Annotated in this window: 20 protein-coding genes; 7 read left to right on the forward strand and 13 right to left on the reverse strand. The window is 57.1% G+C overall.

What is annotated here, in order from left to right; all coding sequences use genetic code 11:
- Nucleotides 1–12 precede the first annotated feature (12 nt).
- Entirely contained in the window at nt 13–543 is a 531-nt protein-coding gene (locus TU81_RS25375; RefSeq protein ID WP_048397156.1) for a DUF2867 domain-containing protein, read from the forward strand.
- A gap of 180 nt (nt 544–723) precedes the next feature.
- Here the strand turns inward: TU81_RS25375 and mqo are convergent, their stop codons facing one another.
- The 3 genes from mqo to TU81_RS25390 form a co-directional block, all read right to left on the reverse strand.
- Nucleotides 724–2,370 (reverse strand): malate dehydrogenase (quinone), encoded by a 1,647-nt coding sequence (mqo, locus tag TU81_RS25380; RefSeq protein ID WP_038982680.1) that lies wholly within the window; start codon nt 2,368–2,370, stop codon nt 724–726.
- A 318-nt stretch (nt 2,371–2,688) separates the two neighbouring features.
- Nucleotides 2,689–3,399: a GNAT family N-acetyltransferase gene (locus TU81_RS25385; protein WP_048397158.1), complete on the reverse strand. Its 711-nt coding sequence runs from the start codon at nt 3,397–3,399 to the stop codon at nt 2,689–2,691.
- 77 nt (nt 3,400–3,476) lie between these two features.
- Entirely contained in the window at nt 3,477–4,046 is a 570-nt protein-coding gene (locus TU81_RS25390) for a YceI family protein (protein WP_048397160.1), read from the reverse strand.
- A gap of 328 nt (nt 4,047–4,374) precedes the next feature.
- On the opposite strand from TU81_RS25390, the gene TU81_RS25395 reads away from it, so the two are divergent.
- Entirely contained in the window at nt 4,375–5,064 is a 690-nt protein-coding gene (locus TU81_RS25395; protein WP_048397163.1) for a hypothetical protein, read from the forward strand.
- 116 nt (nt 5,065–5,180) lie between these two features.
- Here TU81_RS25395 and TU81_RS25400 read toward each other — a convergent pair whose 3' ends face one another.
- Nucleotides 5,181–6,512: an aminotransferase-like domain-containing protein gene (locus TU81_RS25400; protein ID WP_048397165.1), complete on the reverse strand. Its 1,332-nt coding sequence runs from the start codon at nt 6,510–6,512 to the stop codon at nt 5,181–5,183.
- A gap of 88 nt (nt 6,513–6,600) precedes the next feature.
- On the opposite strand from TU81_RS25400, the gene TU81_RS25405 reads away from it, so the two are divergent.
- The 4 genes from TU81_RS25405 (at nt 6,601) to TU81_RS25420 (ending at nt 12,283) form a co-directional block, all read left to right on the forward strand.
- Nucleotides 6,601–7,497, forward strand: coding sequence for a DMT family transporter (locus tag TU81_RS25405; protein WP_038982685.1), 897 nt, complete (start codon nt 6,601–6,603; stop codon nt 7,495–7,497).
- 145 nt (nt 7,498–7,642) lie between these two features.
- Nucleotides 7,643–8,188 carry an Hsp20/alpha crystallin family protein gene (locus TU81_RS25410; RefSeq protein ID WP_048397167.1) on the forward strand — a complete coding sequence of 182 codons (546 nt, stop codon included), beginning with the start codon at nt 7,643–7,645 and terminating at the stop codon, nt 8,186–8,188.
- 284 nt (nt 8,189–8,472) lie between these two features.
- Nucleotides 8,473–10,299 carry an ATP-dependent zinc metalloprotease FtsH gene (ftsH, locus tag TU81_RS25415; RefSeq protein WP_048397169.1) on the forward strand — a complete coding sequence of 609 codons (1,827 nt, stop codon included), beginning with the start codon at nt 8,473–8,475 and terminating at the stop codon, nt 10,297–10,299.
- A 163-nt stretch (nt 10,300–10,462) separates the two neighbouring features.
- Entirely contained in the window at nt 10,463–12,283 is a 1,821-nt protein-coding gene (locus tag TU81_RS25420; RefSeq protein ID WP_048397172.1) for a DAHL domain-containing protein, read from the forward strand.
- 212 nt (nt 12,284–12,495) lie between these two features.
- Here TU81_RS25420 and TU81_RS25425 read toward each other — a convergent pair whose 3' ends face one another.
- Complete coding sequence (locus tag TU81_RS25425; protein WP_048397174.1) at nt 12,496–13,314, reverse strand: aldo/keto reductase; 819 nt, start codon at nt 13,312–13,314, stop codon at nt 12,496–12,498.
- 122 nt (nt 13,315–13,436) lie between these two features.
- Nucleotides 13,437–14,720: an NTP/NDP exchange transporter gene (locus tag TU81_RS25430; protein WP_048397176.1), complete on the reverse strand. Its 1,284-nt coding sequence runs from the start codon at nt 14,718–14,720 to the stop codon at nt 13,437–13,439.
- Nucleotides 14,721–14,843: 123 nt separating this feature from the next.
- Between TU81_RS25430 and TU81_RS25435 the strand changes: the two genes are divergently transcribed.
- Nucleotides 14,844–15,632 carry an alpha/beta hydrolase gene (locus TU81_RS25435; protein ID WP_048397179.1) on the forward strand — a complete coding sequence of 263 codons (789 nt, stop codon included), beginning with the start codon at nt 14,844–14,846 and terminating at the stop codon, nt 15,630–15,632.
- A 1-nt stretch (nt 15,633) separates the two neighbouring features.
- Here the strand turns inward: TU81_RS25435 and TU81_RS25440 are convergent, their stop codons facing one another.
- From TU81_RS25440 to TU81_RS25475, 7 genes are all read right to left on the reverse strand, one after another.
- Nucleotides 15,634–16,143, reverse strand: a complete 510-nt coding sequence (locus TU81_RS25440) for a DUF6644 family protein (protein WP_038982692.1) — start codon at nt 16,141–16,143, stop codon at nt 15,634–15,636.
- A complete protein-coding gene (locus tag TU81_RS25445) occupies nt 16,143–16,493 on the reverse strand; it encodes a DUF6152 family protein (protein ID WP_048397181.1) in 351 nt (116 codons plus the stop codon). The genes TU81_RS25440 and TU81_RS25445 overlap by 1 nt, the downstream gene beginning before the upstream one ends.
- Before the next feature lie 312 nt (nt 16,494–16,805).
- Nucleotides 16,806–17,816, reverse strand: coding sequence for a PDDEXK nuclease domain-containing protein (locus tag TU81_RS25450; protein WP_048397182.1), 1,011 nt, complete (start codon nt 17,814–17,816; stop codon nt 16,806–16,808).
- A 217-nt stretch (nt 17,817–18,033) separates the two neighbouring features.
- Complete coding sequence (locus TU81_RS25455; RefSeq protein WP_082157879.1) at nt 18,034–20,862, reverse strand: DEAD/DEAH box helicase; 2,829 nt, start codon at nt 20,860–20,862, stop codon at nt 18,034–18,036.
- On the reverse strand, nt 20,855–22,357 hold the full coding sequence (locus TU81_RS29145) for a hypothetical protein (protein WP_053078308.1): 1,503 nt from the start codon (nt 22,355–22,357) through the stop codon (nt 20,855–20,857). The genes TU81_RS25455 and TU81_RS29145 overlap by 8 nt, the downstream gene beginning before the upstream one ends.
- A gap of 560 nt (nt 22,358–22,917) precedes the next feature.
- Complete coding sequence (locus TU81_RS25470; protein ID WP_048397184.1) at nt 22,918–23,724, reverse strand: YfaP family protein; 807 nt, start codon at nt 23,722–23,724, stop codon at nt 22,918–22,920.
- Between the two features lie 3 nt (nt 23,725–23,727).
- On the reverse strand, nt 23,728–25,347 hold the full coding sequence (locus TU81_RS25475) for a DUF2300 domain-containing protein (RefSeq protein ID WP_048397186.1): 1,620 nt from the start codon (nt 25,345–25,347) through the stop codon (nt 23,728–23,730).

Consider the following 25,347-nt stretch of genomic DNA (forward strand, 5'->3'; position numbering starts at 1 on the left):
GAGAGATCCCCGATGCCCCGAGAATTTGAGCTCATTATGTCCGTGCCAGTCCCCTCGAGGTCCGGCATTTCCCACTTTTACAAGTCGATGAACCTGGCGGACGCTTTTGCGATTCGGCTCCCTGCGGGCACATCCAGCAATCCAGATTTGCTAGCTCGATTCATCTTTTCCCACCAGCCATCCTGGATCGGATGGCTCACGAAAGCCCGAGACACTATTGTTGCCTGTTTCGGTCTCAAGACAGCCAAACACTTGGCAACACTTGCTAATCGGCTTGAAATCTTCAAGATCTACAGCACGAACCAGACTGAAATCGTGTTGGGAGAGGACGACAAGCACCTCGACTTCCGGATATCGATCCTATGTTCTGGAGAGGCAGAGCCAGAAGGCAGTCGCCAACTCGTTTTTTCAACCGTGGTCCAGTGCCACAACCGTCTAGGCCGGGTCTACATCTTCGTTATTGCCCCATTTCACCGCTTGGTTGTTAAGGCCAGCCTCCTCCGGGCAGCGCGCGTCGGTTGGCCTCTGGCAACCTGCCCCTAAGGCTGAGAGCGCTACGGCCGATCACGCGCTGGGGCTGCTTCGCAGCCCAACGGGGGCAAGCCCCCTCGCCACAAAAAGCTCGTCAGCCTTAGCATTTCGTAATTCGCAAGATTGAATTCCAGACACAAAAAAGCCCACTGACCGTCACCGATCCAGTGGGCTTTCCGATTACGCTTCTACTTACAAAGCCATATCCGTCGCAGCATTAGCCTTCGGTGCCTTGGCCGGAGCAGCCGGAGCAGCAGCCGGAGCCACCACCTGACCAATCGCCGGCGGCGGAGTCAGCTCCAACACCTTGGAGGTATAAGCCCACTCTTCAGCCACTTTCGCAGGGTTGCTGTTCAGCTGAGTGCCATAGCTCGGCACGATCTGACGCAGCTTTTCCTGCCAGGCAGGGGTTGCAACCTTGTCCTTGAACACTTTCTGCAGCACGGTCAGCATGATCGGTGCGGCAGTCGATGCGCCCGGCGATGCGCCCAGCAGACCAGCAATGGTGCCGTCTGCGGAAGCAACGATTTCGGTGCCCAACTTCAGCACGCCACCGGCAGCTTCATCACGCTTGATGATTTGCACGCGTTGGCCGGCTTGCCACAGGCGCCAGTCTTCGGCTTTGGCGTTCGGGAAGTATTCTTTCAGGGCGTTGAGGCGGTCTTCGTCAGACAGCATCAGTTGGCCTGCAAGGTACTCGACCAGCGGGTATTCCTTGATGCCGACCTTGGTCATTGGCCACACGTTGTGCGTGGTCGTGGTGGTCAGCAGGTCCAGGTACGAACCTTCTTTCAGGAACTTGGTGCTGAAGGTCGCGAATGGGCCAAACAGGATGACGCGCTTGCCGTCCAGAACACGGGTGTCCAGGTGCGGAACCGACATTGGCGGTGCGCCAACGGAGGCTTTGCCGTAGGCCTTGGCCAGGTGTTGCTCGGCGATGGTCGGGTTTTCGGTCACGAGGAACGAGCCGCCAACCGGGAAGCCTGCGTATTCCTTGGCTTCAGGAATGCCGGACTTCTGCAGCAGGTGCAGTGCACCGCCGCCCGCGCCGATGAAGACAAACTTGGCGTCGGTTTCGGTTTTGGTGCCGTCTTTCAGGTTTTTGTAGCTGACGCGCCAGCTGCCGTCTTCGTTCTTGGTGATGTCTTGCACTTCGCTAGACAGTTTCAAGTCGAACTTCGGCGTGGTTTGCAGGTGCGCGACGAACTGGCGGGTGATCTCGCCGAAGTTCATGTCGGTGCCGAGCGGGCTCCAGGTGGCCGCGACTTTCTGGTTCGGGTCACGCCCTTCCATCATCAGCGGTACCCACTTCTTGATGACAGCCGGGTCTTCGGAGTACTGCATGCCGGCGAACAGCGGGCTCGCTTGCAGGGCTTCGTAGCGCTTCTTCAGGAACTTGATGTTGTCATCGCCCCACACAAAGCTCATGTGCGGAGTGGAGTTGATGAACGAACGCGGGTTCTTCAGCACGCCTTGCTGAACTTGCCAGGCCCAGAACTGACGGGAGATCTGGAAGGCTTCGTTGATTTCAACGGCTTTCGCGATCTGGACGTTGCCCTTGTCGTCTTCCGGGGTGTAGTTCAACTCGGCCAGGGCGGAGTGACCGGTACCGGCGTTGTTCCAGCCGTTGGAGCTTTCCTGGGCGACGCCGTCGAGGCGCTCGACCATTTCCATCGACAGACCGGGTTCCAGCTCATTAAGCCAGACACCCAGCGTTGCACTCATGATGCCGCCGCCAATGAGCAGCACATCGACTTTCTTTGCCTCTTCCGCGTGAACGGACGTGATCCCCATCGACAAAGCCAGCCCCAGCAGGGCCGTGTTCAGTTTCTTAAACATCTGTAGCACCTATGATAAACGCCATCCGCCCCCAATCCTCAACATGAGCAACCCAAGAGTACGGGTACGCAGGCAGCGTGCCGTGGGTTCCTACACTTACAAGGATTTGAAGGTGGGCACACAAGGCCGACGTGTCTCCATCGACCTCAGTTATATGTCCCTCGTGCACTGACTTTTTATCATTATTGGCTCAGTTACTTGAGCGACATTGATTCTGTCGGACGTCTGTGGACGTACGAACCGAATAAAGTCAAACCAAGTTAATGCGACAGAATATCACGCCTCGGCCAGCCTGCGCGCCCGAAAGGACTCAACAGTCTAGTCGGGACGAGGCCCGCGCCCGGCGTCTTTGCTCAAACGATCCAGCACAAACGCCTTGGCGTTGCGCGTCATCTGGTCGAGATGCCGGTCACGCTGCTTCTCTGCATCGATCATCGCCCGCTTGCCGTGTTTCTGCAGCAGATACGTATGTATCTGCCGCACCTCCAAAGAACTGTAGATTGATGTGACATCCAGTAAGCCCATCAAGCCTTCGGTGCCGTGATCACGGGTGTTCATCAGCACCTGAGTGCCGCGCACGCCCAGCACCTGGAAGCCCATCGATTCGAACCAGGGCACCTTGGCGACGGTGCAGGTCAACTCGGCATGCGGGTAGCGGCCGAGCATGTCTTGCAGCATCGCCCGGGCGATGCCTCGCCGCCGATGGCTGGCCTGCACTGCCATATACGCCACGCCGCACGCTTCGGGATCGTCCTTGACCGGCAGGTACAGCAGAAAGCCGATGACTGTCTCGGGGTCTTCATCGTCCGTTGCAACGATCAGTTCGACAGCAATGCCTTTGGCGCCGCCGAGCGCTTCGAGGTAGAGATGAACCTCATAGCCCACCGTGTATTGATAGACGTTGTACAACGGGTTGCTCTGCGCGATGCCCACCATGCTGATGTCGGTCAGGTTGTCGACAACCATCTGCAGGATCTGGCTGTTGATGGGCTCCGGGCACGGAGTGGCAAAGTGGGTGAGCTGGGGCATTGCGTTTCTGACTCCGGGTTAAGGCTTACTGAGCATCAGCCCCGCTATTGTCACAGATCGAGCCCCTTACAGGAAAATCACTGCTCGGGCGCGACGATGCGAAAGCGGATGCTGATGTCGTTGGACACAACCTTGTCGGCCCACTCCCCTTCCCCGATGTTGAAGTCCCTGCGTTTCACAACGATGTCGCCATCGAAGATCCCGATGGCCTTCTCCGGCTTCAGCAGCACTTTCACCTGCAACTCGCGCGTCATGCCCCTGAGCGTGAGGTTGCCGGTGATCAAGTAGCGGTGGTCGCCCAGTGCTTCCACCCCGGTCGATTCAAAGGTCGCCACCGGATAATCCGCCGTGTTGAACCAGGCAGGCTTTTGCAGCTCGCTGTTGGCGTCGCTGGCCCCGGCGTCGATGCTGGCGAGGTCGATGGTCAACTTGGCATGGGCCGCTTCGGGGTTTTGCGTATCGAAATCGAGCGTGGCGTCGAACTTGCCGAAGGTGCCATACGCCCTGGAGCCGAACTGGTTATAGGTGAAAGAGATCTTGCTGGCGGTGGTGTTGACCTGGGTGTATTCGACGGCGTGGGCGCAGGGCAAGGTGCCGACCAGGAGGATGGCGAGCAATGCGGCGAAACGCGGGAATCGAGGGGGCATGGGATTCTCCGGTTGAAGCGCCCTTCAAGAATTGAAGTACCGCAGCCGTGTGGCTGCGATAGCTGGACTTAAGCAAATAATCGTTGGTTATTCCAGCGCAGCCGTACCGCGCGCCTTTACCCGCCGCGCCATTACTGGATAATGGCACCCCGCCACAATCAGGCCCTGACCTTGATGTCTCAAGGTTTTCTATTGCTACAGCCTGACAGTCGCCTTCAAGGATGGACGATCGGCTACGGAACAAGGACTCAGCACTGTGATATCCCCGCAAGATTCAGCAATACCGCTTACCCGCACTCAGAAACTCACCTCGTTGATCACTCGTGGCATGGCAGGGCTCAGTATCGTGCTGGGCGCCATGTGGGCGTTAATCACTTATGCGGTGCCGGACCCCAGCGTGTTCGGCTTCAGCTTCATCAGCTGGAAAAACGTGGTGTTGCTGGTGAGTACCTTTCTGTTTCTGGGAGCCGTTTCAATCGGCTGGCAGATTCGTAACTTCACACCGATGCTCCGCGGCGCATTGCAGTTCTTCATGGTTGCCGGTTTGTCTTTTGGTTTCTTCATCCTGGGCACCGAATATGCCAAGCCCTCTTTCGAATTCGCCAAACTGCAAGCCAAGATCGTCGAAAACGAAGGCAACAACCTGCTCGGCAAGCGCATGGAAGTGCTGGATAACGTTCGCATCGAATTGGAGGGCTGCGAAAATATCGGCCGATTGCCCACCTGCACTTTTGAACTGACCAATCTGAATATAGATCGCAGCTTTCGCTTCGACGACGGCACCCGGCTATTCGACGAGTCCGGCGGCCCACTCAAGTTCGAGTCGATCCGGGTAGGCCAGGTCGAGGACAACGCCTGGCTACGCTTCCCGCTGATTCGCAATGTACCGACACGCGTTACGCTGATCTTCCAGCAGAGCAACAGCAAGCTGAGCAAAACGCCTGCGATCAAGTTGGTGTTTCGGGATGGGAATGATGAGGCGCTTACCGTCAAATTCAGTGAGATTGTCATGCGCTAGGTGTCGGAATAAGGCTCTTTACTGGCCGTCGGAAAGTCTTCAGCACTGAGGACTTCCCTGGTTTTTTTTCATACGAGAGCTCTACATTACAACTTAAGAATTCGCTGTTGGGCTGGCTACGAATAAGCCCCAATCATCCACTTCACTTTTTCCAGCGCCTCGCGCAGTGCGCCCATCTCCACAGAGCCCAGCGCCAGGCGAAACGCGTGCGGGACGTTGGCCGAGGTGGCAAACGGTTCAGCGGTTGAAACCGACACATTTTCGCGCATCAACGCCATGGCGATCTGATCGGCCCTTGCGTCTTCCGACAATGGCAGCCACAGGAAATACGACGATGGATGGCGAATGCAGCGCAGCCCCGCCAGTACTTCGCCGGCCACGACTTGCCTCGCTTGCGCGTCCTGGCGCTTTTCAGCTTCCAGTTGCATGACGGTGCCGTCGTCGAGCCATGCAGTGGCGATTGCCGTCATCACGCCCGGGGTATTCCAGGTGGTCGCTTTGATCGTGCGCTCCAGCGCGGGCACGTGTTGAAGGGGGGCGACGACGAAGCCGACACGCAATCCAGTGGCCACACTCTTGGAGAGGCCTGACACGTAAATCGTCCTCTCGGGGGCGAGTACCGCCAGCGGTGCGGGGGGATTTTCCGCCAGGAAGGCGTAAGCGGCGTCCTCGATGATTAATAGCCCGTGCTGGCGCGCAATCGTCACCAGGCACTCGCGTTGATCGGCACTCATCACCCACCCCAGTGGATTGTGCAGGGTCGGCATCGTGTACACGGCCCGCACGCGTCTATGCCGGCACAGGCTTTCCAGTGCTTCCAGATCCGGGCCGTGATCGAGCACCGGAATGGGCACGATTTCCAGGTGCAGTGAATCGGCCAGAGCCTTGAATCCTGAATAGGTCAACGCGTCCGCTGCAATCACGTCACCGGGTTGCAACAGCGCCATCATCGTCACGGCCAGCCCCTGCTGGGCACCGGTGACGATCAGCACCTGCTCCGCCTCAACCGTCAGGCCGCGGACGCGCAGATGGCGCGCCACAGAGGCGCGTTCATGCGGGCGCCCCGCGTGTGGCTGGTAGCGCAGCAGCGATTCCAGATCGCCGGCCGATGCGAGTTGGCGCAGGGCATTTCGCAACATTTCTGTCTGCCCGGGAAGCGCTGGATAGTTGAAGTTCAGGTCCGTCATGCCAGCGGCAACGCTATGCTGGTCGATGTTCTGGCCGGGCGACCACGATGTTTCCCTGACGAAAGTCCCCCGCCCCATCTCTCCGCTGACCAGCCCCATGGCTTCCAGCTCCGCATAGACCCGAGAGGCCGTCACCAATGCCAGGCCTTCCGTTGCCGCCAACTGGCGGTGGGTCGGTAGGCGCGTGCCCGGCAACAGTCGCCCTGAGCGGATGTCCGCCGCAAATTCATCCACCAGTGATTTGTAGCGTGAACGAGGCATGCGCAAGTGTATCCATGACAATATTTTGATTGTATTGAGTTTCGTCCATACGATGCCTCCCATGCAACCGGCATAAAGGGAGTCCTCAATGGAACGCACATCGAACCTGCAACAGCACACCTCGGAAAAAACCGCGAGCGGATGGCTCAACGGGTTCATTGGCGTGCTCATCTTCAGCGGCTCGCTGCCCGCGACACGGGTGGCCGTTCTGGAATTTGACCCGGTCTTTTTGACGGTTGCCCGGGCCAGCATCGCTGCCATTTTGGCGCTGTGCATGTTGCTGCTTTTCAACGAAAAACGGCCGGCCAAGAGTCAGCTTCTCTCCCTGGCAATCGTGGCGCTGGGCGTTGTATTGGGGTTTCCGCTGCTGACTGCGCTGGCGCTGCAATATGTGACGTCTGCGCATTCCATTGTCTTCGTTGGCCTGTTGCCACTCGCCACGGCAGCCTTCGGCGTCTGGCGCGGTGGCGAGCGTCCCCGGCCGGTTTTCTGGTTTTTCTCGGTGCTGGGAAGCCTGCTGGTGGTGGGGTTTGCCGTCTCCCAAGGCCTGACCGCCTCTCCTGCGGGGGACATCCTGATGTTGCTGGCCATCCTCGCCTGCGGGCTGGGCTATGCGGAAGGCGCGAAGCTTTCAAGAACACTCGGCGGCTGGCAGGTGATTTCCTGGGCCTTGGTGCTGTCGTTGCCCGTCATGATTCCGCTGACCTGGTTTCTGGCCCCACCTTCGCTCTCGGGAATAACGCCGACCGCATGGTTCAGCCTGGCTTATGTCTCGCTGTTCAGCATGTTTCTCGGCTTCGTATTCTGGTACCGCGGGCTGGCCCAAGGCGGGATTGCCGCCGTCGGTCAGCTTCAGTTGCTACAGCCGTTTTTTGGCTTGGCGCTGGCGGCCACATTGCTGCATGAGCAAGTCAGTCTTGGCATGTTGGGTGTGACTGTTGCAGTGATCCTTTGCGTGGTCGGTGCGCGCAAGTTCTCGAAATAGACGGCTTGCAATCAAAAACCGACTGTTGGTCGGCCTCAGGGCCGCAGGAATACTAACCTTTTAAGGTAAGGCCTGAATCTGTCGTGATGGACCGGCCTCCAAGCTGTTCCCGGCCCACCGCAGTACTCGATAGGAGGAACGAAAAATGGCCAATGTCGAGAAAAAAATGCCGGTACACACCGACGACGAAAAAACCGATCAGCAACCGATGGCGACAGACCCTTGGCGTCCTCTGGAAAAACTGCGCCAGCAGGTCGATCACCTGTTCGAAGACTTCAATCGTGGCTCGGGGCTGACGCCTTTCCGGCGTGGTCTGTTTGATGTCGAACCGTTCTGGAGTCGGGAATTTATCGGTCGCAGCCTGCCTGCGGTGGACATTACCGAGAAGGAGGAAAGCTTCGAAATCACCGCTGAATTGCCAGGCATGGATCAGGAAAATATCGACATCAAATTGTCCAACGGCAATCTGATCATCAAGGGTGAAAAGAAAGAGGACAAGGAAGAAAAAAGAAAGGGCTATCACTTGTCAGAGCGTCACTATGGCTCCTTCCAGCGGGCGTTCAGCCTGCCCAAAGGCGTCGATGCCGACAAGATCGAAGCCAATTTCAGCAAAGGCGTGCTGAGTATTTCGCTGCCGAAGAAGCCCGAAGCCATGAACGCGGACAAAAAGGTGCAGATCAAATCAAGCTGAATCGTCGAGACACTTCGCGCAAAAAAGCCCCTTGTCGGGAAGCCGGCACGGGGCTTTTTTGCCGTGGTCTAAAAAATAACCGGGCGGGCGCGGTTAATGCCTGTCAGTTAGTCCGAGTGGGAGCGGGCTTGCTCGCGAAGGCGCCGGGTCAGCCAACATCAATGTTGAATGACACACCGCTTTCGCGAGCAAGCCCGCTCCCACAGGTTTCGTTCCTTAACTGACCGGCAACTTGGCGGCGGCGCGGTATGAACGACCCTGCGTTCCCACGCTGAGCCAAGGCCATGAAAAAGAACGAACAGTGGAACCTGTCCTACTTCGCGATCGCTTTTATCGTGCTGAGCCTCATGCAGATATTCGTTGGCGAGCGCCAGGCCGTGCAGCCCCTCCCCTACAGCCAATTCCTGCAATTGTTGAACGAGCAAAAAGTCAGTGATTTGCGGGTCGACAAGGACCAGATCAGCGGCAAGTTGCAAGAGCCCATCGACGGGCGCGAGCGGTTCTCCACGGTGCGGGTCGATCCGGCGCTGGCGACCGAACTCTCTCAATCGGGTGTCGGTTTTACCGGAACCACCGAAAACACCTTTATGAACAGCCTGTTGGGCTGGTTGTTGCCGTTTATTCTGATCATGGTGTTCTGGAATTTCCTGTTTCGCGGGATGGCGGACAAACAAGGTCTTGGCGGGCTAATGAATGTCGGCAAGTCCCGGGCCAAGGTGTTTGTCGAACGCGATACCGGAGTGACCTTCGCCGATGTCGCAGGCATCGACGAAGCCAAGGCCGAGCTGGTGGAAATCGTTTCGTTCCTCAAGGACAAGGAACGATACGCACGCTTGGGCGCACACATTCCCAAGGGCACCTTGCTGGTCGGCCCGCCTGGCACCGGCAAAACCCTGGTGGCCAAAGCCATCGCCGGTGAAGCCGGTGTGCCGTTTTTCTCGATCTCCGGCTCCGAGTTCGTCGAGATGTTCGTCGGGGTCGGTGCGGCCCGGGTGCGCGACCTGTTCGAGCAGGCACGACAGGCGGCGCCCTGCATCATTTTCATCGATGAACTGGACGCACTGGGCAAGATGCGCGGCGTCGGTACGCTGGGCGGCAATGACGAAAAAGAACAGACCCTTAACCAGTTACTGGCCGAGCTGGATGGCTTCGATCCCCGGGAGGGCGTCGTGTTGCTGGCCGCGACCAACCGACCGGAGGTCCTCGACCCGGCGTTGTTGCGGGCCGGCCGCTTCGACCGGCAGATTCTGATCGACCGCCCCGATCGCAAAGGGCGGGAGGCGATCCTCAAGGTTCATCTGCAGAAAATCACCGTGGAGCCAGGGCTCGATGGTGCGCGTATTGCCGAGATCACCACTGGCTTCACCGGCGCCGACCTGGCCAACCTGGTTAACGAAGCGGCCATTGTCGCCACCCGACGCGGCGCCGAGGCGGTCAGCCTGAACGATTTCACCGCGGCGGTAGAACGCCTCATCGCGGGGCTCGAACGCAAGAGCAGCCTGCTCGATCCCGAGGAGCGCCGGGTGGTGGCCTATCACGAAATGGGGCATGCCCTGGCCGCCAGCACGCTGCCGGCGATGGATCCGGTGCATAAAGTGTCGATCGTGCCCCGCGCCATCGGCTCGCTCGGCTATACCCTGCAACGACCGACCGAGGATCACTTCCTGATCAGTTGCCAGACGCTCAAGGACCGGATTGTCGTGCTGATGGCCGGGCGCGCCGCCGAAGACCTTGTCTATGGCCAGATCTCCACCGGGGCCGCCGATGATCTGGGCCGCGCGACCGATATTGCCCGACAACTGATTACCCGGTTCGGCATGAGCGCCGAACTAGGACAATCGGTGCTGGAGCGGCAAAACGCAACGTACCTGGGGGATCGCATGACCACACTGGGCGAGAAAGACTATTCGGAACAAACCGCCCGGGAAATCGACCTGGGTATTCGCGCCCTGCTCGATGAAGCCTACCAACGGGCCAAGGCATTGCTGCAGAGTCGCCGGGCCGACCTGGATGAGGGCGCCCGCCTGTTGCTGGAAAAAGAAACGCTCACACCCGAGGAATTCCCGCCTCTGCTGCCGCTCAAGCCTGCCCCGGCATTACCGCGACCGTAAGACCACTGATCGCCGTTCAATGTTTTTCCGACGCTGTTCGCCAACAACGCTAGGCTTACAAATAATGTGGTGATTATCGCCATTTTGCAGGGAGCGCAAAAATGGAAATCATTAACCGTTGGCAAAACCTCCCGCTCAGGATCGCCCAGGGAGGAATGCCGCAATGAAGCTTTCCAATCATTACAAATGGACTGCCCTGGGCGCCATTGCGCTAACCCTTTTCAGCGTACTGATATTTTTGCTGATCAAATCATTTTCCTACGACACATCGACCTACTTCGAGTCGCGCGATTTCGTTCGCCAACTCAAGCAGTTCGATGCCAATTGGAACGTGAAGATTCTGCGAGCAAAAATCGGCCTGACCGACAATTTGTTTCTGGGAGCGCCCGCTGAAGCAGAACAGCGATGGGCGCAGCTCGACAACCTCAATACGACCGGCCCCCTCTCGACACTTTGGCAAACCCGACGCCAGGGTTATCTGGATGCGGTAGAAAACAAAACCCGACTGGTTGAGCAATTCAAACAGCACAACACGGCCTTGCGAATATCATTCGAGGCCCTGCCTGAGCTGGAAGATAATATTCGTGTGTTACTGGAGGATTCCAGCAACACACGCCCGTCGGTGGGTGCTGCGGTACTCTCAGTGGTGTTCGATGTTACGTTGGACACCCTTGAATACGCCCTCTATGTCTCCAGCGAAAGGGCTGAGGAAATCTCCGGACATCTGAAGTATCTGGATGAATACATCAATCAACTGCCGCCCGAACAGCGCCCGCCTTTCACTGCTTTTGTAGACGCGGTGAATGCCATTGTTCGAGAACAGCCCATCGTCAATGATCTGCTTGATCGCATCAGTGTGATTCCGGTCGGACGGCAGTTGGACAGCATCACCGAACTATTGAACGAGAAACAACGGCGCACAGGCGCGACAGACCGCCAATATCACCTTTACCTGGGAGTATGCGCCGGCATCATGGCGCTGCTGTTGTTGTATCTGGCCGGCCGCCTGATTCGCAGTTATGCCCTGATCAACAAGATGAACAATGAGTTGCAAACGGCAAACGAGCGACTGGAGCAACGCGTCGAGGAACGCACCCGCGAGTTGATCGAGGCCGAGCGCGAACTGGTCGATGCCGCGCGAATGGCCGGCATGGCGGAAATCGCAACCAATGTGTTGCACAACGTTGGGAACGTACTGAACAGCGTTAACGTCTCGGCAGATTTGATCACCCGCAAATTGGCGATGAGCAAAACCCTTGGCTTGGGCAAAGCGGTAAACATGATGAACGAGCATGCCGAAGACCTGGGGCAGTTCATGACCTTCGACGACAAAGGCAAACTGCTTCGCGGTTACCTCAATCAACTGGTCGACTCCATTGCGACCGAACAATCGAGCATCGTTGACGAACTGTCACAACTCACTAAAAGCATCGATCACATCAAGGACATCGTTTCCACTCAACAGGCGTATGCCGGCGCGGCCAGGCTGGTCGAGCCGTTGAACGTTGTCGATCTGTTCGAGGATGCGTTGCGCATGAATTCCGGCGCGTTGAGCCGGCACCATGTCGTCGTCACCAAGAACTATCAGGACACGCCAACGATCATCGGCGACAAACACCGGCTGCTGTTGATCCTGATCAACCTGATCAGCAATGCCAAATATGCGATGTCCAAGGTCAGCGACCATCAGCGCCACATGACGCTGGGCATCAAGATTATCGATAACACAACGCTGCGCCTCAGCGTGGAGGATCAGGGCGAAGGGATCGCTGCCGAGAACATCGCCCGTATCTTCAATCACGGTTTCACCACGCGCAAGGAAGGCCACGGCTTTGGCCTGCACAGTTGCGCGCTCGCGGCGGTAGAGATGAACGGGCACCTGCGTGTCCATAGCGATGGACCAGGTCATGGCGCGGTTTTCACCCTGGAGATTCCGCTGGAGACTGCTAATGCATTGCCGACCGCAGGAATGTCAGTCGGTTAAGCGCAGAACCTGTGGGAGCGGGCTTGTGTGGCGAGGGGGCTTGCCCCCGTTGGCTCGCGAAGCGGCCCCAAAACCTGCAATCGCGGTGTATCAGGTACACCGGATGCAATGGTTTTACGACTGCTACGCAGCCGAACGGGGGCAAGCCCCCTCGCCACACAAGCCCGCGCCCACATGAAGGGCGCAGTCGCACCGCCATCACGCCAACGAGCCTACCCCACCAAAACCATCAACTGTTGGCGCTGCGCATCCGTCAGCATCGGGCCGAAACCCGCACCGGCGTTTTCCGCCATGTAGCGCGGGTTGCTGGTGCCGGGGATGACACACGTCACCGCCGAATGAGCCAGCAGGAATTTGAGCGCCAGTTGTGCCCAGCTATTGACCCCCACTTGCGCGGCCCATCCCGGCAGCGGTTTGCCTTTCAATCGAGCGAGCAAGCCACCGCCGCCGAAAGGCCGATTGCAAATCACTGCCACGCCACGTTCGCGACACAGCGGCAGGATTCGCTTCTCGACACCACGATCGTCCAGGGCATAGTTGATCTGCAAAAAGTCCAGCGGCTCGGCTTTCAACACGGCCTCCACTTCGTCGTACGCCGACGCTGTGTAATGGGTGATGCCGATGTAGCGGATGCGCCCTTCTGCCTTCCATTCGCGCAGGGTGGGCAGGTGGGTTTTCCAGTCCAGCAGGTTGTGAATCTGCATCAGATCGATACGGTCGGTCTGTAATAGCTTGAAGGACTGTTCCATTTGCGCGATGCCTTCTTCGCGGCCACGGGTCCAGACCTTGGTGGCCAGAAACGCAGGCGAACGAGGCCGATGGATCGACAGCAATTCACCGGTCGTCTGCTCGGCGCGACCGTACATCGGTGAGCTGTCGATCACCGTGCCGCCCTTCTCGAACAACGCGATGAGCACGGCGGCCAGTTGCTTGTAGGCCGCGTCGGAAGGCGCGACATCAAAGCCGCGATAGGTGCCCAACCCGACCATGGGTAACGGCTCGTTGCTGGAAGGAATGGCTCGGGTCAGCATGTTCTTGCCTCCTGTTTCCGTCGACGGCGCCGATACGGCAAAGGCCGGATCGAAGGTGAAGACCGCCGAAACACCGGCAGCCAACGTGAGTATTTTTCTACGCGTGAAGACAGCAGGATCGGTCATGGAATTCCCCCTGGCTGTTCATTCATGGTCGCTCTTTGCTCTTGTCGTCTGGCCAGCCACAGACATAACCAGCCCCACAGCCCGGCAAACGGCACGATCACCACCGCCACCAGCCCAAAACCCGCGCCCAGCGCCGTCAACCCGGCGGAGAGCCAGCCACTGGCGGCATCACCGCCGCGATACACCAGGGTTTCGATCACATTCTTGGCCTTGTACTTTTCCTCACGGCTCACCACCGTCCACAGCACTTCTCGCGCCGGGCGCACGATGGCGAACTCGACGGCACGGCGCAGCCCTTGCGCCAGCGCGACGGTTGTTGGCACGGGTGCCAGGGCCATGGCGCTAAACGCCACGATCGTCGCCAACGGCAACGCCACCAGCGCCCCACCGATGCCGATCAGGCGGATCAACGGCGCGGTCAGCAGCAGTTGAAATAGCAGCGTCAGCGCCGACACGATCAAATCGACGACGGCGAAGAATTGCGTCCTGCTGGCCACATCAGCATAGCTGCCAGCCACAATCCGTCCCTGTTCGAAATACAGCAAAGTCGCGGCACTGGTGTGCAACAGCATGAACAGCACCAGCCCCATCAGATAACGCGAGCGCAGGATCAACGTGATCCCGGCCAGCATGCTGCCGCCCATGCGCCGCTCATCCAGCCAGCGGCTGCCGGACTGCGACGCTGTGCGCGACAACAGCGCCCGATAGCAACGCACCGCACATTCCAGCAGCACGGCCGCCGCAACGGTCAACGCCACCGGCCCAAGATTTGTGGCCATGGTCGCGGCCAGCAACGGCCCGATGAACGTGCCCAGGGTTCCACCCGCCGCAATGAAACCGAACAGCCGCCGCCCTTGCTCGCTGGAAAAGCGGTCGACCAGCACGCTCCAGAAAATCGAAACGATGAACAGGTTGTAGATGCTGATCCAGACGAAAAACACCCGTCCCACTGTCACCGGCGCAATGCGCTGAGCGATCAACACGCCAAACACCAGCATCGACAAGGCGATCAAGCGATAGATCAGCGGCACGAAACGCATGGCAGGCAGCCGCGAAACCAGCGCGCCGAACAGCGGCACCATCAGCAGCATCACCACGAACGTGGCCGTGAACAGCCACTGCAACTTGTCGGCACCGCCCTCAAGGCCCAAGGCATCGCGCAAGGGTCGTACCAAGTAATAACTGGCGAGCACGCAGAAATGGAAGGCGAAACCCAGCATCAGGGCCGTTCGTTCGGACGGCAGAACCTTGACCCATTTCAGCGCGTCGGTGACCGTCATGGCACAGGCCCCGGATACAAGCGTCGACTCTTGGACATCGGTGCGCCCCCGTGCGGCAACTATCGATGGACTACACTCTGACAACGCTCAAGCGATAGCCGTCGTCAGGCCCAGAGCAGTGCCATGCAGTCCACTAAACTTAGTCGAATGTCGCGAACCCTGATGTCTCTCTTCGCATTCATTGCCGTTGCGTACCTGGTGCTTTGCGCGGCGCTGTTCGTGTTTCAACGTGCATTGATCTACTACCCGCAACCACGCGCCATCGACGCGCCCGAAACGCTGCTGACGCTGCATGTCGCCGATGCACAGGTGCTGGTGACCGTCAGGCCGCACGACGGCCCGAAGGCGTTGATCTACTTTGGCGGCAATGCCGAGGACGTTTCCCGCAGCCTGCCCGAGTTCTCGCAGGCGTTTGCGGATCATGCGATCTACTTGCTGCATTACCGAGGCTACGGTGGCAGTTCCGGGTCGCCATCCGAGGAAGCGATACAGCGCGATGCCATGACCTTGTTCGACAGCGTCTACAACACCCATCCCACTATCGCCGTGGTCGGGCGCAGCCTGGGCTCGGGCGTTGCCGTACGCCTCGCCAGCCAACGCCCGGCGTCGCGGCTGATCCTGATCACGCCCTACAACAGCCTTGAAGACCTCGCCGTCCGCCAGTTCGGCTGGTTCCCGGTGAAGTGGCTGTTGCAGGACAAGTTCGAATCCTGGAAATACGCCGCTCATATCACCGTCCCGACGCTATTGATCGCGGCCGAGCACGACGAAGTCATACCGCGCTCAAGCACCGAGCAGCTTTACACGCATTTCGCCAAGGGCGTGGCCACGCTGCAGGTGATACCGGGCACGGGCCACAATTCGATATCCGAGAGCCCTCAGTACCTCAAGTTGCTCGGCGCCGCGTTGTGAGTCAGGTGTAGGCCAACAGTCGGCCGCAAAGCACCACCGTGACCCATAACCCCATCGAAAGCACCGCCTGCACTTTTGCAATGGCCGGTGCCGCGACGCCTGTGTTCCACTGGCTGACTGAACGGTATACCCCGACGTGAAAAAGGGCTGCGTTGATGCCCGCCGTAGCGATCAGGCTCAGCTTCAAAATGAAAATATTGTTGGTGGCGAAGTCATGGGGATGGGCGGTAAACATCATCAGGCCAGCGGGCACGATCAATACCAGGGCAGCGACGGACCATCTCAGCAGATGGCGAGCCAGCGCCGTCACCGCAATATCCTTGGACAGGCCAAGCACCCGCAGATCGAACATGACCACTGAGCCCACAAGCACCACGAAGCCAATGATGTGAACCACCTCGACGATCGGGTAAAGCCACAACTCGCCTCGCATGGCCCACCCAAGTCGCGAGTCATCCAGCCAGTCCAGCCAGCTTTGCGGACCTGAGCCACTGGCACTTGTGGTGTCCATCAGCGCAACTCGGTGGTTTTATCGCCGATGGTGATGCGTTCCGCTCGCAGTTCTTCGGGTTTGTTTCGATTCGGATAACCGACCACCGTAGCCGTCGTACCGACATTCAGCATGTCCTTCGACAGCCCACGGTTCTCCATGCGCGATGGAGGGGCCAGAACGATGGTCCACGTCTTGTCGGCTGTTTTGAGACGCAGAAGCCCGTGCGGATGGGAATAGCCGGATTCCTCGATCGTTCCGTTCAACTGCATGGATTTGCTGGAGTCATACTCACTCCAGCCGTGATGAGCGAACGCCGCAGTGGCCACCAGCAGCGATGACAGTCCAATGCTTCTGAGCAAGGCTTTCATGATGCGGTCCTCCTGTTTTATCTGGAGCTGGTGGTGCTACGACAACGGTGGTTGGCAGGTTTCTTCATTGGTGAGACGAAAGTGTGGGCTAATCGTCGGGAAGGAAACACATGGTCTACATCGCTCACTGGGCTCTGGACGAGACTTAATCTCACTTTGGTTTTGTGCTGGATGGGCTGGTCTCATCGCGGGCAAGCCCGCTCCCACAGGTATCTGCTTTGACCAAAAGGTTTGTGAACGACACCGATCACTGTGGGAGCGAGCCTGCTCGCGATGAGGCCCGCAAGAACACCCTCAAACATAACCGCTGGTTTACTCGTCAGCATTCAGCGCATAAAACTCATGCAACTTGGCCTGCAACAGTTTCTTGTCAGGCAGCTGAGTCTGATATTCCGCGATCAATGCGGGCGAAAGTGAACGGTTCAGGGCGTACTCGACGACTTCGTCATCTTTGCTGGCGCACAGCAAGACCCCAAGCGCCGGGTTTTCATGGGGCTTACGGACGTTGCGATCCAACGCCTCAAGGTAGAAGTCCAGCTTGCCGAGATATTCTGGCTCGAAACGCCCGACCTTGAGCTCAATCGCCACCAGGCAATTGAGCCCGCGATGGAAGAAGAGCAGGTCCAACGCAAAGTCGCGACCGCCAACCTGCAACGGGTATTGAGAACCCACGAAACAAAAGTCACGCCCCAGCTCGATCAGAAAATCCCTGAGCCTGCGCAGTAACCCGCCATGTAAATCGGCCTCGACATGACCTTGCGCCAAGTCGAGAAACTCGACCATGTAGGTATCCTTGAACACGCTCAAGGCTTCGGGATGTGTTTGCCTCATCAACGATGAGACTTTTGCGGGATTGATGACGCTACGCTCAAACAGAGCGGCTTTGAACTGGCGCTCGAGCTCCCGACTCGACCACTTCTCCTGAATCGCCATGCGCAGGTAAAACTCGCGCTCTTCCGGGCGTTTGCCTTGGTTGAGAATGATCAGGTTTTGGGTCCAGGGCAATTGTCGCAGCAGTGCTGCGACAATTGCGTCATGTCTGTATGCCTCGTAAAACTTGCGCATGCGAAAGAGATTGGCTCTGGTAAAACCGCGCAATCCCGGTTGAGTACGCGCGAGGTGAGTAGCCAATTGAGCGACCACTCCATCCCCCCACTCCGCTGCTTCAATCTTCCGGCTGATGTATGCCCCGACCTGCCAATGCAGCTCAATCAACTCTGTGTTGACTGCCTGCACCGCTCGCTGCCGGGCAGTGATGGTCAGTTGCGTGATTTCGTTAAAGCTTGCACCAACGGACGGCTCAGTAGCGGTGAGGTCATTCACGTGAAGGCGTTCCTGTTTAGTAGACGACCTTCTCTAGTACTCCTCACCTTGAAACAATAAAAATCACGAAGTGTTTCGGCGTGAGACAGTGTCACGAAAACCGACGGCGGAATTAATTGCGAAGAAGCGTTCTACAGTCCCAAAACCCGCTGCGTCAGTACTGGGTTCGCTAGTTGGAACTTGGTTGCTTGCTTTCGCACTTACGATGATCGGCTCACTAAACGACCCAACTCGCAGCTATCCATTGAAGGCTTTCTGGCATGAGATAACGGTTGGAAACCGATTCAAGCCGCTGATTGATTTCGCTCTCTGCACACGCAAATATCACCTTGCTTTGCTCTGGCGTACTTTGAAATGCCAAGCCGATAGCGGGCTCAAGCAACCAACGGCCCACAACTTCCGAATTCAACAAGGTGTGTCCATTCTCAACATGGCTCATCACAAATTCCTGGCGCATGCGCTTGCCTTGCTGACTCTGCCAGCGAAGCATTGCACCGAACACCGCGCCTGAACCGAGGCTCGGGTGTTTAAAGGCCGCAATATGGCCGCCAAAGTCGTAACTCAGCGCCTCGCGCAATAAATACTTCATCAATGACGAGTTCAAATCTAGCAATTGAACGCCAGGACGGCTCACCGCCAACTCACGATGAACAGTTACATCCAACCGCAGGGAAGCCTTCAGCGACATACCGATTTTGGGTCTCGCTGCTTCCGGTAGGCGGATACGAATCAGCTGGTCTTTGAGGACCTGCTCGATAACCTCAATACCTACCTGATTAAACATTCCTAGCGCAAAACTTTGCAGATGTTCTTGGGTAATAACTAACTCATGACGCAATTCCGCGGGATTGCCGCTAGCGGCATGAGCAAATAGCTCCCGTTGCTTTGCCGCAGCGGATTGGGCCTGGCGCAATGCTTCATCTATGCGCTCACGCGTCCGATCGATGCCCTCCTGAGTGGCCGCCAGCAAAATATCTTCAACGTCAATGAGTTCGGCAACCTCGCCAAGGATTTCATCCTTAAGCCCTTCATTAAATTCATACTTTTGCACTTGCGCCATGTCATCGACCACACTGTCGATACGCTCGTACATCAGATCGATAATCTGCTGATCCATAGTGTCCGTTTGATGGATGTTGAATACCAAAACCTTGAGCTTTTGCCCATAGCGGTACAGGCGACCAATGCGTTGAACAAGCCGCATGGGATTCCAAGGCAAATCATAATTGACCACGATGTGGCAATGTCGCTGCAGGTTGATCCCTTCACCACCAGCTTCAGTGGAGATCAAGAACAGACCTTTATCCTCAAACCGTGCAATTGCTTCGCGACGTTCCGAGTGTTTCATTGAGCCGTTAATAAGCTCCACCGCTGTATCACCGAAACGGTTGTTTAGGGCCTCACGCAAATACTGCTGAGTGGTACGATACTCCGTAAATATCAATACCTTTTCTCCGGGATGGCTGTGTTGAATCTTGCCAATCACGTCGTTTACAAACAGCTGCAGCTTTAAGTCATTGTCCTTAAGACTCGCAGCTTCTTCGATCAAGGTTTCCAGCAGATGGATTTCTCCATCAAAGAACTCCTTGGCGTCCGTGCTCAATTGCTCCTCCCACTCCCCGAAAAACCTCTCATCTGTTGGTTCTAGTGCTGTGAATACTTCATTGCGCTCGTTAACCAGGCGCGCAAGGCGATTGCGTAATGCGTTGTGAATGGCTGCCGAACTTGAGGCCGCGAGCTTCCTGTAAACGGTCATCACGAAGCCGATCGGGTTGCCTTTTCGGCCTTGAGCGGCACTGGCTGCATAACCACGTCGCAGGTAACTCTGAAGAGTTCCATCAAATGCCGACGAATGTGCGCTAGCAGGTACCCTCATGGCGCGTGTGATTTTGCCCTGAAAAATGAAATTGCCTTCGGCGTCAGTCACATCGGCCTTGTGATTCCGATAGATCATGTCGTGAAGAATTTCCGGCTTAAGGCTGAGCATCATCAATTCTTGATGACGGTCGGGCCGTAGCAGTTCAAGCAGAGCGATGAACTTGTCATGCAAACCTTGGTGCGGCGTTGCACTGAGCAACAACAGATGTTTCGTCTTGCTACGAAGTGCAGCGGCCAGATCATAACGGTCCGAGCTGGTTAGTTTAAGACCGTACTGTCGTCGGCTGAGACGGTGTCCTTCATCGAAGATAATCAAATCCCATTCGTCGGCCTGCATCAGACTTTCGAGGTGGCCTTCCTGCTTAAAACGGTCGAGTGATCCGATCACGCGATCATGCATTTTCCAATGTCGCGCTTCGTTAATATTGAAGTCTTCGCCATAAATCTGGAAGTCATCCAAATCGAACCGACACAACTCTTCCTGCCATTGTCGCGTCAGCCCTGCAGGAGTGACTAGGAGCACTCTTTTCGCCGTACCGCGCTGGTTTAAAGCATGCAGCAACATACCTGTTTCGATGGTTTTACCTAAACCCACGTCATCAGCAATAAGCCAATTGTAATTGCCGGAGGCAAGTATGTGATGCACCAGATGAATCTGATGCGGCAGAGGGTCAATGTCGAGATGAGAGAGCACCCCAGTATTTTCGTTCCAGGTTTCTATAGCGTGAGCTAAAAGCCGAAGTCGTAGACGCTCCGCATCCACAGGCTCAGCTTTTTGGGCATTAAGAAATCGTAACTTTGCTCGACGGACTTGTCGCAAGTTCTGATAGGGCAACCAATGCCGCTCTCCACTTTCCGCAAAGTCCACAAGTACTTGCTCACTGCTGGCGAGTACACGCTGTTGCATAACGCTACCAATGCCGAGAGAGGAGACGCCAGCGCCCGGCGTGACATCCTCCACATCCATACCATTAGTGAAACCGGATTTGACTTTACTTGCAGCTACACAACTAGTGAATCGCTCTGGAATTAGCCAGTTAACTTCAAGTTCTGCGCCAGTCTCCGCTCGCAAAATCTTCTTGACCACTCCCTTCCTATCACCACTTCCGCTAGGCAATAGCTGGCTTACCCAACAACCGATGGCGGGTATCAGGGTGTGCTCAGTCATGAGGACTTTCCTTCAATGGATCAATAGAAAAGAGTTGGAGATGTTCCTGCAAGTTAGTCGGGTCTTTGCGAGATTTTAACGCGTGGGCAGGAGACGCGGGCGTGACGGCTTCCTCCATCTCGGCCGGTATGGCCTCACCAGCGTCCACCGCAACTACTACCTGATCGTCTTCGACATTTGCGGGCAAGTCGCTGAAGTAGCAGTAAGGTTCCAATGGATGTTTGTTGCGTATTACACCAAGCGCCCTTAAATCGGCCTCACGCTCGATCTCCAGCGTATCGTCCAATCCAAGGTCGCTGTATTCCTCAACCGGCAGATCTCTTGGATTGCCAAAACTGAAGGGCATATTGGCGGGCAGACTACCACGCAGATTAGACGTCCGGTACCACAAGAATCGATTGAACGAACGAAACACTCGGCGCAAATGAACGCTTTCGTACCAGTACTCAAATTGCGAATCGATGAACTGCTCCAGTTCTTCTACCTGAGGCAATGCTTCAAAAGTTCGCACAATCAGCATTGCCGAAGGCCAGGAGAGAATGTGTTGCGATAAATTGCTGCTGCCACTTTTATCAAAGGCTATCCAGTAATGATCATTCTCAGCCCATAGCACTTTTATATGTGCCGCCAGAATCAGCTCGTCGGGCGTCATGCCCTTGTTGATTTCCCGCTCCAAAGCGAGCCGAGTCGCACTCCAACCATTGATAATGAAAATCCGGTGCAGCAGTGCGTGTACCGATAGCGGCCAACCACTTTTGTAGATCAGGTCCGTGGCTTTCTGGAATGCGCGATCTTCCCGGCTGATTTTTCCGATGGTGCGAGGAGAGATTTCATCGTCATCCCGAAGTTCATAAAACTCTTCGGGATCGAAGGCATAGGCCGCGTACTCATCATCAAACTCTTCGACATCAACCTGTATCGTGCTTTCAACACCTGAATCATCGAACCATTCAAGATTCTCCTGAGCGTAGATATTGTCCAATTCCACGTCTTCGAAAAAATCATCAAAGACGTCCTCTTCGAGCACGATGGGCTGAGGGGAAACAAGAATTGATTCATCAATTAGTTCATAGATCTCTTCTCTGTCTTCCTCTTCGGTTTTCTCGACTGAAACTATGGGTACGCAAGGTTCGACCGGAAGGAGAAATTCCTGCTGAATTGACGGATGTTGAAAAGCGTGGGGGGCATCGACGCTGAACTTTGGAGAGTTCGAAGACCGCACTGTGATTTTTATCGACTCGCTCTCAGTCTTTTTGACATCAATGCCACGCGTTTTGGGAAGGGATAGGGTCCGCCTAACAGGTAATGCATCGGTGGGCGCAAGATTTATGATCACTGGTTCTTCGAATCGAAGCTCGTCGTACTGCCAGAGATTTTCGATCTCCAACCCACTTAGAGCTTCAGATTCTGCAGCCAAGGATTGAAGCTCCTGCTCACTGATAGAATCAGCGCTGGCTTCAGGTCCTTCGGTAGAATGGGGGGTTGTGAAGGGCATTCAATCTTCCCTTCCACGTTTGCTCCATCTAGGCAGGTCGCGACCCATACGGTACTCCTCCTTGGTAGCGATTCTTCGTCCGCTTATGCTACTGATGCCAACATCACTTTCGGCTCGGTCGAACCGGGTGGCAAAGTGCCAGAATTAAAATCTAGCTCATTCAAAGCTGCACTGCTCGGCTTATCGGACGAAAGACTTAAACTCACTCAGAACCTTCTGCATTCAGTGAATAAAGCTCATGCAACAGAACGCAGCACCGCTAGCCGAAGAGGTATGGAGCATTTGGCAATTGGCTTCACGAATGTGAAGCTGAAAGTCGCAGCCGACACTGCGCCTTTGGATGATCAGTCTATAACCGAACCCGATATGAGTTCAGCCACCTCTAGCCCTGACGACCGTGGCTAGTTAATTTGATGATGAATCATGAGGTGGGAGTGACGTCGCGCTTGCTGAAGATCCAGCACTGGATCGCAACTATTTCGACAAGAGATGATTACGGAATTGGTCAGCAACCTGCTGCCCAATTCAATTGTGTCAGCACCGCTGTCACAATTACCCCCTCACGGATAACTAAACCCCTTAACCAACGTCAACTCCCCCACCGCCCGCATCGGCACCAGGAACGTTTCCATCTTCTCGTTCGGCGTCCCCTCTTCCGTAATCACCGTGATGTGCGCGGTGGTCAGCGCCTGAGCAGCCTCTTCCTGCCCCTCCTCATCACTGCGATACCCACCACCGTAGTAGTTCACGTACACCTGATACTGCCCCTTGATCGGCGCCGGCATGGCAAAGATTTCCGGGCCGTAGCCGGTGGTGACGTCGACGTCGAGTGCGCCGCCGTTGGCCGCGACGCGGTCGCCGTACCAGATGTGGCCACCGTCAGGCGTGACGACATGCAGATCAAGGTCGGTGCCGTCGCTGTCCCAAGCCAGCAGTACTCGCAACTTGGCAGGGGTGGCGCCGCCGCTGGTGTTGAGGAATTGGGTGCGATGCCGCTGTTGACCATCAGGGCTGCGGACTTCAACGCTGTTGCTGCCATTGGGGAATGAGAACGGGCGATCGTAGCGGCCGGCGGGGTCGATTTTCAGCGGCATGCTGACGCCGTTGACGATCAGTTTGCCGGGCTCATTGCCCTTGGGCGCGGAGTCGATCTGGCCGGTGATGCGAGCAGTGTTGGCCTGCCCCACCGGGGTGTTAACCGAGGACGCCGGGTAATTGACCGTCTGACGAAAGTTTTCGCCTTCGCCTTCGGGCGCGCCTGTGCGCCAGCCTCCAACGGGCGTATCAAGTTTGACGGCGGCGACCGTCGCCGGCAGTACGCCAAAAGCACAAAGGAACAGGAGGACCTGTGGGTAACGGAGTTTCATGGCCTATTCCAGCAAGAGGTGGCGGGCGAGCCCTTCGATGTAGGTTTCATCCTGGCCGTTGGGGTGTGCTTCGAAGGCCAGGTGCAGGTATTCGTGGGTCAGGTCGAGGCGGTCTTGCAGCGACAGCACGCCACGCACGTAAATGCGCTGGCGTTCGCGATCGACAAAAGGACGGCCGAAGGCCAGGCGGCAGACGGCGAAGGCGTTGACTTCGTTGTAGCCAACTTCGCTTTCCAGCCGTGGTCGCCAGCCTCGGCGTTGCTTTTGCAGCCAGTCTTGCGCGGCGGGCAATGCGTCGCAGGAAGCGACGGGATTGTCCCAGCGACTGAGGCTCGCGCGCGGGTAAGCGTGCAGCAGGATGGCGTCGTAGCGTTGACCGGCATTGGCCTGTTCGACGGCTTGCAGCCAGGAGAGCTTGTCCGGTCCCGGTTGGTCGGAGTGATAGGTGACGTTGCTGCCGGCGAGTACCAGATCGCTGGTCCACGCGGCGATGTTGCGCGATTCGGTGGCGGCTGGGCGTGGGGCGACGCGCTGTCGACTGCTGCTGTCATCGATGCTCAGGCAGTCGCCGTTGCGGGTAGCGTTTTGCAGCAGGTAGGTGCGGATCGCGACGCTCAAGGCTTTGGCGGCTTCGGCGGGTTCCGGTCTGGCTTCGCGCTGCAGGACGCGGGCGACGTATTCTTCGCGGTCCAGACGGGCGACGAGTTTGTCTTTGAGCAAGAACAACTCGCCGTCGCTGTGGATATCGAGTTGATTGCCGTTGGCGAACTCAACGCGATAGTCACCTTGCAAAGGACCGGGCGCTAACACGCGATCCCCCGACAGTACGCGCTTCAGCGGATAACGTGCGAACAGGCCGACCTCGACGCACTTCCCCGCCTCCGCTGGCCATGACGAAGGCAACACCGTCGCCAGTGCCGGACCGTAATTGCGCAAGACCATTTGACTGGTGCCGCGCCCGCCGGCCCAGATCGGCGTGCCGTCCGCCGTCCAGCCAGCGAACCCGCCCTGACGCGATGAAGGATCCAGATCCCCCAACCAGCTCCAGGTTTTCACCCGCAACCGACCACCGAGTTCGCCCACGACATTGCCGTCAGCCGCATTCAGCACCACATCGAGCAACACCCGCCGCGCCTGATCCTGCGCCGGCATCACGGCCAATACCTTCAACAACTCAGCCACCGAAACCCGGGTCTGCGGTTGCAACGACGGCAAGTCCAGCAACCACTTCGGCGCTTGTCTCGCCTGCCAATACTCGCGCCACTGCGCGCCAGCAATGCCCAGACGCGCAGGCTCGAAATACAACCCGCAAGACTTCACCAATGCCTGATCGCGCTCAATCCTGCCGCCCGCCGTGCAGCAATACACTTCTTCCTTCGATTGCCCGCGACACTCATAAGCCGGTTCCCGCGCGCCGGTGTCCACCAGCCAACCGTAGACAAACAGCTTCCACAAACTACCCAGCGGCGTCTGCACATCAGCAGGCAATGGCTCACGCGAGATCACCTGCGTCGGGCTCAACGAAAGCAATTCACCCTTGAAGCCCAGGCGCAACGGCTCGTCCTGCGCGGTCGCCAGCGCAGGCATCAAACACAACAGCCACCAGACCAGACGCCGGGTCAT

Source organism: Pseudomonas lini, from assembly GCF_001042905.1.
Lineage (GTDB): Bacteria > Pseudomonadota > Gammaproteobacteria > Pseudomonadales > Pseudomonadaceae > Aquipseudomonas > Aquipseudomonas lini.

What these genes read in the sequence shown, in the direction of transcription:
- mqo (WP_038982680.1), bottom strand. Translation starts at nt 2,370, where the DNA reads ATGTTTAAGAAACTGAACACGGCCCTGCTGGGGCTGGCTTTGTCGATG.
- TU81_RS25445 (WP_048397181.1), bottom strand. Translation starts at nt 16,493, where the DNA reads ATGAAAGCCTTGCTCAGAAGCATTGGACTGTCATCGCTGCTGGTGGCC.
- TU81_RS25405 (WP_038982685.1), top strand. Translation starts at nt 6,601, where the DNA reads ATGGAACGCACATCGAACCTGCAACAGCACACCTCGGAAAAAACCGCG.
- TU81_RS25410 (WP_048397167.1), top strand. Translation starts at nt 7,643, where the DNA reads ATGGCCAATGTCGAGAAAAAAATGCCGGTACACACCGACGACGAAAAA.
- TU81_RS25455 (WP_082157879.1), bottom strand. Translation starts at nt 20,862, where the DNA reads ATGACTGAGCACACCCTGATACCCGCCATCGGTTGTTGGGTAAGCCAG.
- TU81_RS25440 (WP_038982692.1), bottom strand. Translation starts at nt 16,143, where the DNA reads ATGGACACCACAAGTGCCAGTGGCTCAGGTCCGCAAAGCTGGCTGGAC.
- TU81_RS25425 (WP_048397174.1), bottom strand. Translation starts at nt 13,314, where the DNA reads ATGCTGACCCGAGCCATTCCTTCCAGCAACGAGCCGTTACCCATGGTC.
- TU81_RS25385 (WP_048397158.1), bottom strand. Translation starts at nt 3,399, where the DNA reads ATGCCCCAGCTCACCCACTTTGCCACTCCGTGCCCGGAGCCCATCAAC.
- TU81_RS25375 (WP_048397156.1), top strand. Translation starts at nt 13, where the DNA reads ATGCCCCGAGAATTTGAGCTCATTATGTCCGTGCCAGTCCCCTCGAGG.
- TU81_RS25470 (WP_048397184.1), bottom strand. Translation starts at nt 23,724, where the DNA reads ATGAAACTCCGTTACCCACAGGTCCTCCTGTTCCTTTGTGCTTTTGGC.
- TU81_RS25395 (WP_048397163.1), top strand. Translation starts at nt 4,375, where the DNA reads ATGGCAGGGCTCAGTATCGTGCTGGGCGCCATGTGGGCGTTAATCACT.
- TU81_RS25420 (WP_048397172.1), top strand. Translation starts at nt 10,463, where the DNA reads ATGAAGCTTTCCAATCATTACAAATGGACTGCCCTGGGCGCCATTGCG.
- ftsH (WP_048397169.1), top strand. Translation starts at nt 8,473, where the DNA reads ATGAAAAAGAACGAACAGTGGAACCTGTCCTACTTCGCGATCGCTTTT.
- TU81_RS29145 (WP_053078308.1), bottom strand. Translation starts at nt 22,357, where the DNA reads ATGCCCTTCACAACCCCCCATTCTACCGAAGGACCTGAAGCCAGCGCT.
- TU81_RS25400 (WP_048397165.1), bottom strand. Translation starts at nt 6,512, where the DNA reads ATGCCTCGTTCACGCTACAAATCACTGGTGGATGAATTTGCGGCGGAC.
- TU81_RS25475 (WP_048397186.1), bottom strand. Translation starts at nt 25,347, where the DNA reads ATGACCCGGCGTCTGGTCTGGTGGCTGTTGTGTTTGATGCCTGCGCTG.
- TU81_RS25390 (WP_048397160.1), bottom strand. Translation starts at nt 4,046, where the DNA reads ATGCCCCCTCGATTCCCGCGTTTCGCCGCATTGCTCGCCATCCTCCTG.
- TU81_RS25430 (WP_048397176.1), bottom strand. Translation starts at nt 14,720, where the DNA reads ATGACGGTCACCGACGCGCTGAAATGGGTCAAGGTTCTGCCGTCCGAA.
- TU81_RS25435 (WP_048397179.1), top strand. Translation starts at nt 14,844, where the DNA reads ATGCAGTCCACTAAACTTAGTCGAATGTCGCGAACCCTGATGTCTCTC.